This window comes from Rhodococcus sp. IEGM 1302 (genome assembly GCF_030056935.1).
GTDB lineage: Bacteria > Actinomycetota > Actinomycetes > Mycobacteriales > Mycobacteriaceae > Rhodococcus_F > Rhodococcus_F qingshengii.
This window is the reverse complement of record NZ_JASHKY010000031.1, coordinates 13,144-30,549: the sequence shown is the minus strand read 5'-3', so window position 1 is coordinate 30,549 and position 17,406 is coordinate 13,144. Positions and strand designations below refer to the sequence as shown.

Below are 17,406 nucleotides of genomic sequence, written 5' to 3'. Positions count from 1 at the left end.
GGGCCAACGAATTCTCTTGCGATACAACGGTCGTCGTCATGACTTCGAGAGGTACGTCAGATTGGGGGAGCCGTTCAGTGCGGGAACGGCCCCGTGGACGTTCTTCGTGTAGGCGACCACGTCGGGAGTGAAGTACAACGGTACGTACTCAGCGGACTTGATCACGACTTGATTGATCTGTTTGACGATGTCGAGCTGAGCGGTTTCGTCATACGTGTTGTTCAGCAGTGCGATCAGCTTCTCCAACTCCTCGTTGGGGACGGAATTCTGCCGGAAGTACGATCGCGAACCCAGAGAGGCTTCGAAATTGAGCGGTGCGGATGCTCGCGTGGGCCATCCCACGCTGAAGACGTCCGCGCTGTTGTGTGCGACGAACTCCGTAATCGCCTGAGGTCCACTCATTTCGACGAAGTCGACCTTGATGCCGACTTTCTCCCATTGTTCTCCGACAAGGACCGCGTTGGTCGAGTACGGCGGTAGGTTGCCTGCTAGTCCGCGCACGGTGACCCCATTCGGATACCCCGCCTCCGCTAGCAGCGATTTGGCCTTCTCCGGGTCGTACGGCCATGCATCTTCGGTTTCCTCGTCGTAGAACTGCGAACCGGGAGGATATTGACCGAACGCCGCAGTTCCTTCCGAGCTGTCCAGCGCGGCTCGCGCAATTGCCTTGCGGTCGAGCGCATACTGCATCGCCAGACGAACCCGGACGTCGTTAACCACAGGGTTCTTGTTGTTGATCACGACGAGCGCAACTCCGAGTCTCGGGTCGTGACTGACGTTCAGGTTGGGATTCCGTTCGAGGATCGGAGCACTCGACGGTGTGAGCCCGTATGCAAAATCCGCAGCGTTCGATGTCAGGGCATTTGTCAGCGCTGTGGGATTGGAGATCACCTGGATCTGGATCTTGGCGAGCTGGGGGCTGGGTGGACCTGCCGGTTTGTAATCGTCGAATCGACTGAATGTGTATGAACTGTTCGGGACTGCGCTGGTGAATGTGTACGGCCCTGCGCCTACAGGCTTGTTGGCGAAGTCTGCCCCTGCTGCTGCCAGCGCAGTGGGGGAGACCACCATTCCCAATCTGCCGTTGAGCCAGCCTGGTAAACCGGAGGTAGGTGAACTCAACGAGATCGTGACGTGATCTGGGGACGTTGCTTCGATGCTCTTGATCGTCGGGACGGAAACGATTCCGAGACTCAAGCAGTGTTCCATGCTTGCCTTGACGGCTGCTGCATCGACAGCTGTACCGTCGTGGAAGGTCAAGCCGTTCTGCAACGTCATCTCGAACGTCAGGTTGTCCGGTCCGGAGAAGCCCCACTCGCTGGCGATTCCGGGCCGCAACTTCTGGGTGGCAGGTTCCGCATCGATCAGTGGTGCATACATCAACTGTAAGTAGTCGATGTCGTATCCGATGTTTCCCGCACACGGGTCGAGCGAGGCGGGCACGTGCGATGTCGCGACCTTGAGTTCGGCGTTCGGATCGGCAGGTCCGGTATCGCCGGCGGTACCGGTGGCGCTGCTCGAACAGCCGCTGAGCACAAGAGCAGAAAGTGCAAACGCAGCTACCAGCACACGTGGGCCACTTTTCCCATGATTCTGGAAGCGTGTGATCGGATATCGGGATCGCAAAGACAGACGCGGATTCATATGGTGGACTTTCGCTTTGGTCTTCTCGGAAGGGGGAGACTGACGCGGCACGCATTTACTGCGGCGGGTTGGAGATTCCGGTCGATGTGGCCGGGGACGATAGATGGCAGGCGGAGCTGTGTGCGGAATTCGAGGCCGCGCGAAGTGACGGCGCTTCCGACGCACAGCGATCCATCGCAAACGGGCAGCGGGTGCGGAATCGACAACCCGAGGGTGGATTCCGTGGGTCGGGTAACTCGCCCCGCACCAATGCTTTCCGACGACTGCGCCGCTCGAGTTCGATGTGCGGGGCCGCGGCGAGAAGCGCCTGCGTGTAGGGGTGCGATGGAGTCCTCAGGACCGTGGCAACCGGTCCGATCTCGACGATTCGGCCGAGGTACATCACCGCGACGCGATCGGCGATCCGTGCCACCGAACCCAAATCGTGCGAAATGAAGATGTACGTGAGGTCATGTTCTTCTCGGAGATCGGCAAGAAGTTGCAACACCTCTTCCTGAAGCGAAACATCCAGGGAGGCAACAGGTTCGTCGCAGAGAATCAGTGGCGCCTTGGAGGCAAGTGCACGAGCGATGGTCACGCGTTGGCGTTGGCCACCGGAGAGCTGGGTCGGGAGGCGGTCGGCAAGCTCAGCGCCGAGACCGACCCGACGCAACAGCTCGACGGCTTTCGGCCGCAAGGACTGTGGGATGCGCAGACGCCCTGGCGCCATCGGCTCGGCTACGCAAGCCCATGAGGCCATCCGATTGTTCAAGGCCGACGTAGGGTTTTGAAAAATGAGATGGGAAGATCCACCCTTGCCGAACGCCGGGTCGTCGAGATTCATAGTGATGGAGCCTGCGGCCGTAGCCACCAGACCCGCGAGAGCGTGAGCCGTCGAGGATTTTCCCGATCCTGATTCACCGATTATCGCAAGGGTTTCGCCCCTCTGTACGGAGAAGCTGACGTCGTCGACCGCGCGAAGAGCTTTGCGTCCGCGTCCGTACTCGACTGCCAGATTCCTAACGTCGACGATGACGTCGGTGTTGCTCATCAGCTCACCAGTCCGAGCAACTCGAGTTCGTCGCTGCGGTGACATCTTGTTGCCGATTCCGGTGATCCGATCAGAAGTGGATGATCGGATATGCAGAGCTCCTCGGAGTAGTTGCACCGGGCGACGTATCGGCAACCCACGCCGTCAGCAGGGGCTTTGGTGGTGAAATCGCCTCGCGCCTTGGGCGATTGGGAGGAGACTTCTTCGAATGTCGAGCGTGCCGCCTCGAGAAGGCTGAACGTGTAGGGATGCGCGGGCCGCCGAAGCAGCACGTCTCGTGGCGCGACGTCGACGATCTCGCCGCGAAACATGGTGATGACTCGATCCGCGACCTCGGCGACAACCGCGAGGTCGTGACTGATCAACAACACGGCAAGATCGCGCTGTTCGGCCAGTTCTCGAAGGAGATCGACAATCTGAGCTTGGATGGTGACGTCGAGCGCTGTTGTCGGTTCGTCCGCGATCAGCAACTTCGGACCGCATGCCAGGGCCATCGCGATCATCACCCGCTGACACATCCCGCCGGAAAGCTCGTACCCGAACGACTTCAAGGTTCTGCTCGGGTCGGCCAGACCGACCTGGTGGAGAAGATCTGTAGCCACGTCCTCCGCATCGACTTTCGTGATGTCGCGGTGGGCCTTCAACACATCGACGATCTGGCGACCGATGCTGACGGAGGGGTTGAGAGCCGAACTCGGGTCCTGGAAGACCATACTGACGTCGCGACCGCGTATTTTCCTCAACTCGGCGGCGGGCAGACCCACAAGTTCCTGTCCTTCCAAACGGATGCTTCCGCTGGTTGTTGCCGTACGGGGCAAGAGACCGAGCAGAGCGAGTCCGGTCAGTGTCTTTCCGCTCCCGCTCTCTCCTACGAGGCCGGTGATTTCGCCCGACCCCAACTCGAAGCTCACGCGGTCGAGGAGTCTGTTCGAAATCGATTCTGTCCCAATGTCAACCGTGAGGTCTCGTACTTGCAGAAGTGGGCTCATCGTCGGGTCGTCCACGTGTGATCGTTCATCGCATTCCTCCGTAAACAACTGAACTGTTGTGACTGGAATCACGTACCGGGGAACAATAAACACTCACCTGCAACAAAGTCAATGAATGTTGCAACGATTGCCGTCGATGGCGCCGTCTGATCGCCTCCGGCTACCGACCAGCACGTCGTCAGCGATACATTCACTCCATGGCCGAGACACGTGACATCCGCGCGGAAGCGTTGAGTGCCGCCCGACGACAGTTCGCAGCCGGAAAACCGCTCGATGTGAACGCTTTGGCCACCGAGTTGGGGGTGGATCGGACCACCTTGTTCCGGCGTGCAGGGAATCGCGACACAATTACCGGTGACGTGCTCGATTCGCTGGCGCGCCGAACGTGGCGAATGGGCCTCGAGGAGTGCGGTGGAAGCGGAGCGTCAAGGGTTGTCGACGTCCTCACTTACCATGCACGGGCGACAATCGAGACCGAATTCTTCCGGACGTATTTGACTCGGGAACCGCAAAAGGCGTTGTGCATACTCACAACTGGACTGGGGCCGATTCAGGGCACGATGGTCGAATCCGTGCGAAGGCTGATCGAAGCTGAAATACCGGAGCAGATTCGGCCAGACCTGCCCGTCGAGGACATGGCATATCTGCTGGTTCGCGTGGGTGAGTCGTTCATCTACAACGATTTGCTCACTGGTGGCACTCCGGATACGGAGAAGGCTCGCTTGGCGTTCCGGCTCATCCTCTCGCGTGACTAGTGTGCCGAGTTTCCGTTGTCTCAGTTTTCGTGAAAGCGCTTCGAATGCAAGCTATTTCATAGCTATGCCTGGTTGTATGACCCAATCAGGCTGGTGGGATCGGCACAAAGCTCCGCATCTCGTCCCGTCCGGGCCGGATGACGCCTGCGACGGATTCGGGAACCTTGTTCCAGGCGCCGGGAAGGTCACGTAGAGGCTCGGAGACGACGATTCGGGTCTCCTCACTCAGATGGTGCAGGGCATCCACCTCAGGATGGAGCTTGCGCAACGTGGAAATCTCGGTGGAGAAGAACAACGACCTCGACTGGTGCTCGCTGGAATAGCGAAAGATCCAGGTGGAGATGCCATCCGACGTGGCGACGGTCATCTGAACCGGATTGTCGATTCCCTGCGAGCGGGCCGTGTGCTCGACGAATCCGACGGCCCTCGCGACACCTTCGAACGGATCGTCGGTCAGGCCGAACGTCAGCGCGAGGAAGAACAAGGTTTCCGAGTCCGTCGATCCTTCGAGATCCGGAAAGAGCGACGGATCAATGGCAGTCACCAATTCCCGTTTCATGTCGTGGAATCCGTGTAGTGAACCGTTGTGCATCCACAACCATTGCCGGTGCCGGAACGGGTGACAGTTGCTGCGCTGCACTGGAGTTCCCGTCGAGGCGCGGATGTGAGCGAACAGCAGAGGGGTGCGCAATTGGGAGGTGACTTCGCGCAGGTTCGAGTCGTTCCACGCGGGTTCGATGCTCTTGAAAACTGCCGGTTGGGGGCCTTCCCCGTACCAGCCGATTCCGAAGCCGTCGCCATTTGTCGTCGTGGCCCCGAGTTGAGAATGCAGGCTCTGGTCGATCAGCGAGTGCTGTGGCCTGAACAGCAAGTCATGGGCCAGTATCGGCTCTCCGGAATACGCCATCCACCTACACATACTTTCAACTCAAGCAGATCGAGTCGGCGTTGACGGTGCATGCGTAGCGGCGTGCGTCGTCTGGGTGGGCTTCCATGTCGACACAGCCCAGATCACGACGATGTTCAGCGCGATGATGAGAGTCGACCACCAGGGGTAGTACGGCAGCCACAAGAAGTTCGCGATGATCGAGATCGCGCAGATCACCACTGCCGACACCCGCGCCCAGGCCGCTCCGGTGAACAGTGCAAGCCCGACGAGAGCGACGAGCGCGCCCAACACGAGATGGATCCAACCCCACGTCGTCAGGTCGAACTGATAGACGTAGTCGATCCCGACTACGAACACTTCGTTTTCGGCGACGGCAGCGAGTCCTTGGAAGAACTGCACGATGCCGACCGTCACCAAGATGACGGCTGCCCCGATCGATGTTCCTACCGCGAAACCCTGCTTGACTGATGTTGTATCCGACATGACGGTTTCCCTTGATTCGGTGGGGGGCGACCGGACACGTGCCCGGCACGCTCGTTGTAGTGATCGTTGTTCCACCGGCTGACCGCTATGAAACGGAAATACCTGTCCAATGCGGTGAGAAATCAGTGCGATCTGCTCCGATGTGCGGGCGAAATGTAACTTCTGACCCCTGTTGATCCGATGTACCCCTTGCCGGAACGCGTGTGCGGAGAAATTGCTCGTAACCGAAGTTCACAGAAAACAAGAGGAATTCGGCACGGAATTCGACCTATTTGTCCAGCTGTACTGGTATTTTGACTGAATTGACCGGAAGCTACGGTCCGCGGAAAAAGGTAGCGAGAGAATGACGATCTTCGGCAGGCGTACCGCGGGCATCACCGCGACGGCCTTCGTCTTGGCGACCGTTGTGTCGACAGCACTCCCCGCAGTGGGATCGGCTGCCCCCGTTTCGCTCACCCGCGCGTGCAACTCGGAAATCAACGAAAATTCGATGTCACTCGATCCGGCCGTGATCGACGGTTGGTACGACATCTCGACTGGATCGCCTGGAACGAAAATCAACTCGATCGAGGCGTGGCGGACAGTGCCGGGAGACATCCTCGAGTTTCGCGCATCGGTGACGATCAGAGCCCACGGAAGTCCCGTCCGAGGGACCCTTCGGATCGACGGCGCCGGCTTGACCGGAGATCAGGATTTGATCTCCAGAATGACGTTGACCCAAGATCTCGGCCGGTCAGGGTCAACGGTCACCGACGCTGACGACGGTTCGGTCATCCCCGTACGTGCCAAGCTCGCATTCGACGTCACAACTCCTGGACAAGTCGCGCAGAACCAGACGGTCAACCTCTCGGCAGTCAAGATTGTCTTGGCAGGCGACACCACCGATCCGGGAGGTGAGTGCCCCGGCCCCGGCCCCGGCGGCGGGGGGAATGGAAGCGGTGGCGGAAACGGCAGCGGTGGTGACGGTTCCGGTGGGAACGGTGGGGATTCCGGTGACGCACTTCCCGGTCGTGACGTAGGAAACCGAGTACCAATTTCCCAGATTCCGTCCGGCCCGACTTCTCGTCCGTGACAGCGGCACCTGGATCCACGGCCAGCCGAACGTGGGCCGCTGCAGTAGTGGCGACGATGCTCTTGATCGGCGGATGTTCCGACGACGGTGACTCGCCGACCCGCGTCCTCGCGACCGGCCAACAAGATTTGCCGCCAGAGATTCGCGCGGTGGTCGACGGTCCGGATGTCCCGACCACGCTGCGCACAGGCAACAGCACCGCTGACATCCTGCCGATCAAGACGACGACGGACGGCTCGCTCATTCCGCCCGAGGATGTCAGTGAGATCGGATGGTGGGCAGATTCGGCATTTCCCGGCTCCGGCGCGGGCACCGTGGTGATCACCGGACACATCAACGACATCTATCAGGGTGACGGTTTCGGAAAGAAGTTCTCGACACTGGAAATCGGCTCGGTCGTGACCGTGGCGGGCGCCGGGGGACAGACCTGGAACTACCGTATCGATGCGGTCGATCACTACGGCAAGGACGGAGAGCTGCCGGTCGAGCGATTGAACAGCCTCGACGGACCCGAAACCCTCGCGCTGATCACCTGCGGCGGCGAGTTCGTCGGTCCGCCGTTCGGATACGAGGACAACGACGTCGCGTGGGGAACTCCGGTGCCCGCATAGCCGAAAACCAGACGTCGGAACGGTTGATAAACTGGGTCCCGCGTTCGTGGCCATCCACGCACGTTTCGAAAGTCCGAAGAAGGAGATTGTGCTGTGGTTGACCTCGCCTATGTCATCGCTGGGTCCGAAGCGACTGGCGGTGCCGGCCTGCAGGTCGACCTGAAGACGTTCCAGGCATTGGACGTCTACGGCGTAGCGACCACCACATGTATCGTCTCGTTCGATCCCAAGAACAACTGGGGTCATCGCTTCGTGCCGATCGCTCCTGACGTGATCGCTGATCAGATCGAGGCTGCCACTGCGGCTCACGATCTGGACGTCGTCAAGATCGGCATGTTGGGCACGCCCGCCACCATCGAGGTTGTGGCAGAGGGCCTGCGTCGGCAGTCCTGGCGCCACGTCGTCCTCGACCCGGTCCTGATCTGCAAGGGCCAGGAGCCCGGCGCGGCTCTCGATACCGATACAGCACTTCGTGATTCGATCCTCCCGCTCGCCACCGTCGTCACACCCAACCTGTTCGAGGCACGCACCCTCGCCGGAATGGACAGCATCGAAAGCGTCGACGACCTCATCGAGGCCGCACGTCGTATCCATGACCTCGGACCTAAGTACGTGCTCGCAAAGGGCGGTGTCGAACTCGCCGGTGGCGACGCCGTCGACGTGTTGTTCGACGGGACCGACGTGACGGTTCTCTCCGCCCCCAAGGTCGGCGAAGAGCGCGTCTCGGGTGCCGGTTGCACGCTGGCCGCCGCAGTGACCGCCGAACTGGCAAAGGGCGCCGACGTGGGAGAAGCCGTCGCTCTGGCCAAGAAGTTCGTCACGGCGGGCATCGAAGGCCGCGTCTCGGCACACACGCCGTTCGACACCGTCTGGCAGGGCGCGTTCAAGGGATAGGCGCACGGCGGCTCACATCGCCGCGCGCGGCCTGGCAGGATCGAGTGCGTGAGTACTGCGAACCTGAATCGAAGCGAAGTCGCCGAACGATCTCGAGCCATCTCCGTCGCCGGTTACCGGGTGGAGTTGGATCTGCGATCGGCGGTCGACTCCGCCGTGAAGACCTTTTCGACGGTCACGACAATTGATCTGACGTCCTCGGTGGAGTCCACGTGGCTCGATTTCATCGGTGCTGCAGTCGATTCCGTGGACGTCGACGGTGCGTCGATTCCGGTGGAGTACGACGGATCCCGGATCGGGCTGCGCGGACTCGGCGGATCGAACGTCGTTCGGGTGGCAGCTCACGGCCACTACAGCCGTTCGGGCGAAGGGCTGCACCGATTTGTCGACGACGCTGACGATCAGACGTATCTGTACACGCAATACGAGCCTGCCGATGCCAGGCGTGTTTTCGCCTGCTTCGAGCAGCCGGACCTCAAGGCGCCCTTCACATTCGAGGTGACAGCACCTGACGGCTGGGAAGTCCTGTCGAATCAGCCCGCGACCCAGACTCTCTCCGTGGACGGTGCACAACGCGTCACTTTCGCCCCGACGCTGCCGATCTCGACCTACATCACCGCGATCGCGGCCGGGCCGTATCACCGCGTGGCGTCGTCGTGGAGTCGCGGCGAACTCACTGTCGAGTTGGGTGCGCTGTGCCGGGCGTCGTTGGCTCCACACCTTGATGCAGACAACGTTTTCGACATCACCCGTCAGGGGCTGGACTTCTACGCCGAGTACTTCGACTATCCGTATCCGTTCGGCAAGTACGACCAGATCTTTGTCCCCGAGTACAACCTCGGCGCCATGGAGAACCCGGGACTGGTGACCTTCACCGAGGCATACGTGTTCCGCGGCTCCGCAACCGACGAGCAGCATCAGCGCCGCGCCAACACGATCCTGCACGAAATGGCGCACATGTGGTTCGGCGATCTCGTGACCATGGTCTGGTGGGACGACTTGTGGCTCAAGGAATCCTTCGCCGACTTCATGGGATCGCTGGTCAGCGCCGAAGCTACTCGCTTCACCGATGCCTGGGTAGCATTTGCCATCAAGCGGAAGGCGTGGGCGTACCTCCAAGATCAGCTGCCGACCACGCATCCCATCGTCGCCGACATCGTCGATCTCGAAGCTGCGAAGCTGAACTTCGACGGAATCACCTATGCCAAGGGCGCCAGTGTCCTCAAACAACTTGTGGCGTTCGTCGGGCGTGACGCGTTCTTCGAAGCGGCACGCCGGTACTTCAAGGCTCACGCGTACGGAAACACCACGCTTGTTGATCTGCTCGACGTGCTCGCGGAGACTTCCGGACGTGATGTGCGCGAATGGGCCCGAATCTGGTTGCAGACCACCGGAGTGTCCACGCTGTCGCTCGACGGAACAGACCTGGTCCAGACGGACCCGAGGCCGCATCGGCTCGCAGTCGGAATCTACGACTACAACGAGTCCGGAGACCTTGTTCGCACCGAACGCGTCGAACTCGACATCACCGAATCACGCACGTCGGTCGACCTTCCGCCCGGAGCACTCACACTGCTCAACGACGAAGACCTCACCTACGCCAAGGTGCGATTGGACGCGGAATCTCTGTCCACTGTCGAGGCATCCCTGGACCGCGTGAGCGATCCGCTTGCGCGCGGGGTGATCTGGTCGTCGCTGTGGAACTCGGTGCGTGATGCGCAGCTCTCGGTGTTCCGGTACCTCGACATGGTGGAACGATTCGCTCCCGCGGAGACAGATCTTGCGATTCTCAGCTCGATCCTGACCGATGCCCAATACGCGGTTCTTCACTACGTTCCGAAAAGCTTGCGGCCCAATGTAAGTGCAGGCTGGTTGGAAACGACCTGGAAGGCGGTGTTCGAAGCCGAACCGGAGTCCGGAAGACAGCTGGCATGGGCACGGGCTCTGTCGGCCGCTGCAGCGGTCAACGATGCTCGCGCCGACGAGGTGCGGTCGATACTCGACGGCACCTGCCCGGGGCCGGTCGGACTGGCTCTCGATCCTGATCTGCGGTGGGCATTGTGGATCGCCCTGTCGGCGACCGGCCATGCGAGTGTGAGCGACTTCGACGGTGAGCTGAGCAAGGACAGCACGTCAGCGGGTCGAACGGCGTACGTCCGCGCCGCGGCGTCGATTCCCGATGCCGAGACCAAGGCGGCTGCCTGGGCGTCGGCGACCACTGACGGCTCACTCTCGAACGACCGCCTGGATGCGACGATCGCCGGATTCCGTTCGGGCACGGACCCGTCGTTGATCGAGGGATATGCGGCAGAGTACTTCTCGTCCCTGGGGAAGTGGTGGTCCGAACGCAGCATCGAGATCGCCCGACGGTTGGTGAACGGACTCTTCCCGGCAGCTGAAGACACCTCTGCTGTCGATTCCTGGATCCAGGCCAATGCGGAGGCGCCCGCGTCGCTGCGGAGGCTTGTTCTCGAGCGTCGGGATCACCTGGCCCGAGACCTACGTGCCCAGGCGTCGAACGCGGTGATCTGACGCCATCAGCTCCGAAATGTCCTGTTCTTGGATATTGTCTAAACAGGGCTGCGACGGGAGACGACGTGCACACGATCACGGATCTGTCGCTGGTCACGGGCCCGGTTCCGCCCGTGGTGACGGTGCTCGGAATTCTGGCACTTCTGTGGCTGATCTTCTCGAGATCGAGGCGTCACGTCCTGATCTCGATTCCGGTCTGCATCGTCGCGGCAATCGCGATCACTCTCGTGCTGTACTGGCTGATCGAGAAGGTGTGGCACCCGTTCCCCGATCCGATTGCCCGTCCGGTCTACGTGTGGATCGGGTTGGGCATTCTCGGCGTGCTGCTGGGTGTTTCGCGGGTATTTGCGGCGACGCGGATCGACGGTCGCGTGCTCACCGTGGTCTCCGTGCTCCTGGTGGTCGTGTCGAGCGCGGCTCACGTGAATCTGCAGTTCCAGTCGTATCCGACGTTGGGAACAGCGCTGGGACTCTCGGACGCGGAGAAGGTTTCACTCGCAGACCTGGACGACGGCAAGGACGGGGCGGTACCGGTTTCGCAATGGAAGGCTCCCACGGACATGCCGTCGGCGGGCAAGGTCAGCACGGTCACGATTGCGGGGACGGTCTCCGGATTCAGCGCCCGCGACGCCGAGATCTACCTACCGCCCGCGTATTTCACCAACCCACGACCGGAGTTGCCCGTGTTGGTCCTGCTAGCCGGCCAACCAGGCGCGCCCGAGGACTGGCTACAGGGCGGACGTCTCGTCCAGACCATGGACACCTACGCCGCTGCGCATTCGGGCTTGGCTCCCGTTGTCGTCGTTGCTGACGGGACCGGGTCGGAACTGGCGAATCCGCTCTGCGTCGATTCCCAACTCGGGAACGTCGCGACGTACCTTTCGCGCGATGTTCCCGACTGGGTGCGCGGGAACCTCCAGGTGGATCCCGACCCGAGGAAGTGGGCGATCGGGGGACTTTCCTACGGCGGCACCTGCGCGTTCCAGATGGCGACGAACTTCCCCGCGGTATATCCGACGTTCCTGGATCTGTCCGGTCAGATCGAACCCACACTCGGCGATCGCAAGCAGACGGTCGATGCAGCGTTCGGCGGCATTGACGCCGCGTTCGTGGCAGTGAATCCGCAGGATCTGCTCCGGGAGAAGAAGTTCCCCGACAGCGCCGGGGTGTTCGTGGTCGGCAAACAGGACAACGACTACCGCCCAGGTCTTCAAACGCTCTACGAAGCCGCAAAGGCCGCAGGGATGGACGTCCAGTACGCCGAGGTCGACGGAGGGCACAGCTTCCAGGTGTGGTCGGCTGGATTGGCGAGTCAATTAGGTTGGCTGGGAACGCGACTCGGTCTGCCCGGATGAACGATCGTCCGGAAGTTCCGAAGACCCGATGATCAGCGGGTGAATTCTTCCGGTCGCCCCGGCTTCGGAGCCCAATCCCTGCGGATCCGCCACACTCGCGAGCCGAAGGTCGAGTGCGCCGGTCCATTCTCGGGTCAATTGCGCATCGAGTGCGTCGACGCGCTCGAGTAGCGGAGGGTGCTGGTCCGGCGGGCAGGCTTCGAGCAAGGTCGCGAATACCGCGCGCAGACGACGCTGGACCTGCGCGGAATTGGTACTGAAGTGCCGGATCTCGTCGGTGGCGACGGACACGTAATCGGTCCAGGTGCGTTGCTGCCCTCGGATCAGCGTGAGATCCGAGGTTGACGTGTCGAAGCGGACCCGCGGGGCGAGAAGTACCAGAAGATCTTCGATGTGGTCGAGAGCCTGGACGGCTCGGCCCGGGTCGTTGATGGCGGGTGACAGTGCCTTGAGCGCGATGTCCACGATCGACTGAAGCGCTGCACCGGGGCTGACGACCGGGCTGTGCGTGTCACCGAAGATCAAGCACGACATCAAAGTGTCCGGGCGTACCTTCAGCGAGGGTCCGCGTACCTCGAAGAGGGGCGCGTTCTGGGCGACGAACTCGCCGATGCTGGGGACGACTTCGACCGAGACGTCCCAGCGGCCGGCCAACCGCTGCAGTCGTGCGAGGTCGATCGCCAGCAGAATCCGGCCGTCGGGTGAGAGGTGGCGCAGGCGAATCACCAGTGCGTCGGCGCTCTCGGAGTTCTCGGACTCGCGCGGTTGGGGTAGGGGGAGCGGCTGACTGGGTTTCGGTGCGCCAGAGGGCAGGTCCTCGTACAGCGGATAGGCACGAATCGTCGCGCTCCGGCCCTGGGCCGCTATCCAACGCAGCAACCGACTGGAATTGAGAATCGACCCGACCTTCGCCACCAACGCGATGAACAGGATCGCACTGGCCAATGCCAGAAGCAGTGCGATCGCCGTGGAGATGGTCGGTGAGGAATTCTCCGAATCGAGCGCCAGATCGAGCGCAATGATCAAGGAGAAGACGAACGTGGCCAGAAACATGCCGATCGACCACCGCATCACTCGCTGTTGCGCAAGCATCGGGACCACCCGCACCGAAATCTGCGAGGCGCCGAACTGCATTGCGAGGGTGATGGCGGTGAACACCAGACCGGTGAGAGTGATCATCCCGCCGGCGATGACGCTGAGCAGCGTCGCGGTGGCCCCGGCGTCGACGCCCTCGGAAATGGTACCGACGTCGCCGTCGCTGACCAGGTCTCCGTCGATCCCGACGAGGATGTTCGCGGTGACGACGGACAGGACGACGAGGATCACGGGGAGACGCCAGACGGGGACTGTTCGTAGTCGTCGGCGAGTTCGACGCCAGCGAATTCTGTCCGAGAGCCGCCGCGACAATCCGACCTTCGACGTGGGGGTTGTGGTGTCGACGACGGGGAGCGGTGGTGGGGGCGGGGGAGCGGAACCGAAACTTCCCGACACCGTTTCCTGCACGTAGATCTTCGCGTGGATCATCGGCTCGCGATAACGCTGTTCACGGGCCACTGCCCGGCTCATCTTCGCCGGCTTGTCGCGGTAACGCGAGCGCGCCCACGGCGCACCCGGGCGACTCAACCGAATTGCTCCGATCAACAGAAGTGGGGTGAAGAACAGCCCGATCAAGCCGGTCCAGAGTTTGCCCTTCATCAACGTGATCACGGCGAGTCCGAGTTGGATCACGATCGCGACGACAACGCCGATCAACGTCGCCAGGCTACGGTCCTCCTCGTACGGGTCGAACTCTCCCGCGAACCCGATCGGGTGGACCCCGAGAAGGAAAAGGAACGAGATCGCGATGGCAACGAACACTGCGTCGATGGACGAGCGACCTTCCTCGGCCCAGTAGACATCGCGCAGATGCAACACGAGTGCGTACTCGTCGAGGACCAACGCGCTGCCGATACCGAACACCGACGCGAGAACACAATTGGCGATCGGGGTGTGATAGTCGGCCAGAGCGATGAAGGCGAAGCCGGACACGAGCATCATCATCAAACCGAAAACCATGTGGTGGATGTGCATTCCACCGGGCGTGACATTGCCTGGCCACCACGAGACCTCGGCCCGGATCATCCGGACGCTGAAGCGGATGAACAGGAACGTCAGGACAAAGGCGAGTAGGAGGAAGAACAGCGGGAGCCTGCCGGTGTCGACGACCGTGTGCTCGAACCAGGACCGCACGGCGTCAACTCTTGCTGGTGGCGAGCTTGATCAGCTGAGGAGCCGTTGCGTCGGGCAGGTATGCACGCGTCAGTGCGATTCCGATCCGAGGCAGGTCGGCCTCGTCGCGGAAACACAGGAAAACGGGTTCGTACCTCGGCTTGAACTTCTTCTTGAACGCGTGAAGAGACCGGAAGCCGTACAGCGGTTCCATCGCGGCTCCGAGCATGTCCAGCAGGCGGTCCATCGATGCGGCGTCGGCGCCGTCGTCGCTGCGTGCGAGCGGTGCTCCGGACAGTGAGACGAATTGGGCACCTTGTTCTTTGAACTCGAGGGCCGACGATGCGATGAGGAACTCGACCACCGGACGGAACCCGTCGGGACGTCGACGCATGACATCGAGTGTCCAACCCTGAACCACGCCGCCTTCGCCGTACACCGGCAACCACGAGGTGACGCCGTGAATGCTTCCGGTCGGGTCGACGGCCAAGCCGACCCGGACGTCGCGGTCGAGCGCCTCCTCGACGCTTCCGAGGGTGAACCCCATCTCGGGTAGCCCCTTGTCGCCCACCCATTCCTCGGAGATGGCGCGCACCTGAGCCAATACGGAGAACGGCTCGTCGGCCAATGTTGTCATCCGGAAGGTGATGTCGTCCTTCTTGGCCTTGTTGAGGGCCGAGCGGATGTCCTGCCAGGATTTACCGGTGAACTGCAGTTCTGGTAGGTCGACGATCGTGTCTTCGGCGACCTGAACGGTGCGCCAGCCACGCCGGGCGGCGGCATCGGCTGTCTCCTTTCCCACGGAGAACAAGCAGGGAGTGAGGCCGTTGGCTTCGGACATCGTCGTGAATTCGTCCACCGCTGCGGCAAGTCGGTCGGGGCTCGCTATCGGATCGGCCAGGACCACGACGACACCGACATGCCGTTGGAATGCAACGACGCTCTCACCCGACTCGCCGAAGTAGTAACTGTTGCCGTCCCACGTCGTCATCCACGACATGGTTCCGCCGCCGTGCCGTTTGAGCAGTTCCCGAGCGGCGGCGCGCGGATCGTTCCCGGACAACGGCCCGCCTCGAATCTTGCGCCGCATCGGTACGTGAAAAGCGTGGCGGCCCTTGATCAACAAGATGAGTTCGAGAAGCCAGAGCAGCGCGGTACCGACCGTGACGGCGCCGGCGCTCTCGTAGTCGAAGAAGATGACCGAAACGAGGACGAGGGCGGTGGCCAAGACCGTCAGTGAACCGAACACCACGGCAACCCACCAGGCCCAGCGGCGACCTCGTCGCAACTGGTCCGCGATGAGGGCAACGATGACCACGTCGATCAATGCCGTCCAGCCCGAACCGGTTTCGGCTTCCGTCGGCCCGAACGGTCCGCTTCCGGGGAACAGCCAGACGGCGATCTCGACCACGCCGATCAGGAGCAGGCCGATGAATCCGAGCAGGCGGATCTCGCGTCGCGTTCGGGGGATGAACCCGCGCTCTCCGTCGCCGAAGAACTTCTCGCCCACCGGCAGGAATATCGCGACCGCGATGAGGTGCTGCACGTCGGCGAGGCGGCCTTCGAAGAGGAACGCGATCGCAATGTACGCACACAGAATGGCGCGGACTCGCATTCGCCAGGGCGAGCGGAGTGTTGCTGTGGTCGCGGCGAGTGCGGCGATGATTGCGGTGGTCACGCCGACGTCGCGGTGGGTGGCGAGGTTGCGAGCCCAATCCCAGTCGGTGTGGCTGCCCGCCCAGAGGAGGAGCGATGCACCGAGTTCGCCCGCCAACTGACCGCTGATCGTGACGATGGCCGCGTTCTTGGTTCCCAGGCGCCATTCGCACCAGCCGACCGCGAAGGCAAAAACGACGATGATCGAAACATACTGACCCGGCGTCAATCCGAAGAACCACCCCGTGACGAGAGTCCACCACTTGCCTTCCTGCAAGGCAGGAACTCCGTAGGCGATGTCGTTGAACCACGAGTAGGTACGGACGTGATTCCACAGGGCGCCGGTCGCGATCCCGACGACGGTGATGGTGAGCACGACGCTCGCGGTGAACGGCACACGCCGCAGGACGCTCAGCGTGTCGGAGGCAAAGCGAGAGGCCCGATTCGACGCGCCCGGCGCGCTCTGGTCGGTCTGCGGGGTGGGGGTCTGGGACTGCTCAGCCATCGAGGTTCTCTTCTCGCCATGCCGCACGGTGGATTCTGCCTGTTCAGCATGACAGGAATACAGACCGATAATCAGGCGAAGCGGCCAAAATGGACCAGACTGGCTGAGGGTCTCAGTCTCGTGGCGCTACTGTCGAGCCATGGTGAACGGAGATTTACTGAATCGGGACCACGTGGTCGCCTCACTTGCCGCTTTCGAACCTCGGTCGGTCGAATTGGACGGAAGGCGCTCGGCGTCGGTGGTCATCGTCGTCATGCGGACTGCGGACGGAACACCAGTGTTCCCGGTGACGAAGCGGCCAAGCAAGATGCGCGCCCACCCCGGTCAATTCGCGTTGCCGGGCGGAAGCGTCGACCCGGGCGAGTCGTCCGAACAGGCAGCGGTTCGGGAACTTTCCGAGGAGCTGGGTGTCGACGTTCCCGAGTCGAAGATCATCGGCCGGCTCGACGACTACGTCACTCGTTCGGGATTCGTGATCCGGCCGTTCGTCATGTGGTCGGGCGAGGACATCGGGGGACTGGTACCCAATCCCGACGAGGTGGCCCAGGTGTATGCCGTCACGTCGGAGGAGCTCGACGTGGACTCGCGCTTCGTCACCATCGAGGAGTCACCGAACCCGGTGATCCAATGGCCGTTCCGAACGAGCCTGATCCATGCGCCGACCGGAGCCGTCATCTATCAGTTCCGCGAAGTGCTGAACGGACGGCACACGCGCATCGACAAGCTCGAGCAGCCGGTGTTCGCCTGGAGATAGGGGCAGCTCGACACGCTCGGGACAGTTCA

Annotated in this window: 14 protein-coding genes; 7 read left to right on the top strand and 7 right to left on the bottom strand. The window is 61.9% G+C overall.

The genetic code is table 11. The annotated features are described in order from the left end of the window. Positions 1–36: 36 nt before the first annotated feature. From QM609_RS25900 to QM609_RS25890, 3 genes are all read right to left on the bottom strand, one after another. Entirely contained in the window at positions 37–1,569 is a 1,533-nt protein-coding gene (locus tag QM609_RS25900; protein ID WP_064074346.1) for an ABC transporter substrate-binding protein, read from the bottom strand. Positions 1,570–1,699: 130 nt separating this feature from the next. Continuing rightward, a complete protein-coding gene (locus QM609_RS25895; RefSeq protein WP_021333513.1) occupies positions 1,700–2,674 on the bottom strand; it encodes an oligopeptide/dipeptide ABC transporter ATP-binding protein in 975 nt (324 codons plus the stop codon). Next, positions 2,674–3,585 (bottom strand): ABC transporter ATP-binding protein, encoded by a 912-nt coding sequence (locus tag QM609_RS25890; protein WP_054828049.1) that lies wholly within the window; start codon positions 3,583–3,585, stop codon positions 2,674–2,676. The genes QM609_RS25895 and QM609_RS25890 overlap by 1 nt, the downstream gene beginning before the upstream one ends. Before the next feature lie 275 nt (positions 3,586–3,860). Between QM609_RS25890 and QM609_RS25885 the strand changes: the two genes are divergently transcribed. Then, on the top strand, positions 3,861–4,418 hold the full coding sequence (locus tag QM609_RS25885) for a QsdR family transcriptional regulator (protein WP_021333511.1): 558 nt from the start codon (positions 3,861–3,863) through the stop codon (positions 4,416–4,418). Between the two features lie 85 nt (positions 4,419–4,503). On the opposite strand, the gene QM609_RS25880 is transcribed toward QM609_RS25885, so the two are convergent. Beyond that, entirely contained in the window at positions 4,504–5,325 is an 822-nt protein-coding gene (locus tag QM609_RS25880; RefSeq protein ID WP_050656164.1) for a class II glutamine amidotransferase, read from the bottom strand. A 21-nt stretch (positions 5,326–5,346) separates the two neighbouring features. Continuing rightward, entirely contained in the window at positions 5,347–5,790 is a 444-nt protein-coding gene (locus QM609_RS25875; protein WP_042451026.1) for a DUF7144 family membrane protein, read from the bottom strand. A gap of 343 nt (positions 5,791–6,133) precedes the next feature. Between QM609_RS25875 and QM609_RS25870 the strand changes: the two genes are divergently transcribed. The 5 genes from QM609_RS25870 to QM609_RS25850 all read left to right on the top strand — a co-directional run bounded on the left by QM609_RS25870 (position 6,134) and on the right by QM609_RS25850 (position 12,254). Further along, positions 6,134–6,862, top strand: a complete 729-nt coding sequence (locus tag QM609_RS25870) for a hypothetical protein (RefSeq protein ID WP_050656165.1) — start codon at positions 6,134–6,136, stop codon at positions 6,860–6,862. Continuing rightward, positions 6,859–7,473 (top strand): class F sortase, encoded by a 615-nt coding sequence (locus tag QM609_RS25865; RefSeq protein ID WP_228232696.1) that lies wholly within the window; start codon positions 6,859–6,861, stop codon positions 7,471–7,473. Before QM609_RS25870 ends, QM609_RS25865 begins: the two co-directional genes overlap by 4 nt. Positions 7,474–7,566: 93 nt before the next feature. Further along, on the top strand, positions 7,567–8,367 hold the full coding sequence (gene thiD, locus QM609_RS25860) for a bifunctional hydroxymethylpyrimidine kinase/phosphomethylpyrimidine kinase (protein WP_003946192.1): 801 nt from the start codon (positions 7,567–7,569) through the stop codon (positions 8,365–8,367). 48 nt (positions 8,368–8,415) lie between these two features. Continuing rightward, positions 8,416–10,899 (top strand): aminopeptidase N, encoded by a 2,484-nt coding sequence (gene pepN / locus QM609_RS25855; RefSeq protein ID WP_050656166.1) that lies wholly within the window; start codon positions 8,416–8,418, stop codon positions 10,897–10,899. A 65-nt stretch (positions 10,900–10,964) separates the two neighbouring features. After that, on the top strand, positions 10,965–12,254 hold the full coding sequence (locus tag QM609_RS25850; RefSeq protein ID WP_050656167.1) for an alpha/beta hydrolase: 1,290 nt from the start codon (positions 10,965–10,967) through the stop codon (positions 12,252–12,254). Here the strand turns inward: QM609_RS25850 and QM609_RS25845 are convergent. Next, positions 12,216–14,483 (bottom strand): DUF2254 family protein, encoded by a 2,268-nt coding sequence (locus QM609_RS25845; RefSeq protein ID WP_050656168.1) that lies wholly within the window; start codon positions 14,481–14,483, stop codon positions 12,216–12,218. The two genes, QM609_RS25850 and QM609_RS25845, sit on opposite strands and share 39 nt — an antisense overlap. Positions 14,484–14,487: 4 nt before the next feature. Beyond that, positions 14,488–16,623 (bottom strand): bifunctional lysylphosphatidylglycerol flippase/synthetase MprF, encoded by a 2,136-nt coding sequence (locus QM609_RS25840; protein WP_030537517.1) that lies wholly within the window; start codon positions 16,621–16,623, stop codon positions 14,488–14,490. A gap of 139 nt (positions 16,624–16,762) precedes the next feature. Between QM609_RS25840 and QM609_RS25835 the strand changes: the two genes are divergently transcribed. After that, positions 16,763–17,377 carry an NUDIX hydrolase gene (locus QM609_RS25835; protein WP_003946186.1) on the top strand — a complete coding sequence of 205 codons (615 nt, stop codon included), beginning with the start codon at positions 16,763–16,765 and terminating at the stop codon, positions 17,375–17,377. The last annotated feature ends 29 nt before the right edge of the window (positions 17,378–17,406 follow it).

Bases quoted from the DNA above. Each gene is read 5' to 3' on its own strand.
- QM609_RS25895 (WP_021333513.1), bottom strand. From the start codon at position 2,674: ATGAGCAACACCGACGTCATCGTCGACGTTAGGAATCTGGCAGTCGAG.
- QM609_RS25885 (WP_021333511.1), top strand. From the start codon at position 3,861: ATGGCCGAGACACGTGACATCCGCGCGGAAGCGTTGAGTGCCGCCCGA.
- QM609_RS25880 (WP_050656164.1), bottom strand. From the start codon at position 5,325: ATGGCGTATTCCGGAGAGCCGATACTGGCCCATGACTTGCTGTTCAGG.
- QM609_RS25875 (WP_042451026.1), bottom strand. From the start codon at position 5,790: ATGTCGGATACAACATCAGTCAAGCAGGGTTTCGCGGTAGGAACATCG.
- QM609_RS25870 (WP_050656165.1), top strand. From the start codon at position 6,134: ATGACGATCTTCGGCAGGCGTACCGCGGGCATCACCGCGACGGCCTTC.
- QM609_RS25840 (WP_030537517.1), bottom strand. From the start codon at position 16,623: ATGGCTGAGCAGTCCCAGACCCCCACCCCGCAGACCGACCAGAGCGCG.
- QM609_RS25835 (WP_003946186.1), top strand. From the start codon at position 16,763: ATGGTGAACGGAGATTTACTGAATCGGGACCACGTGGTCGCCTCACTT.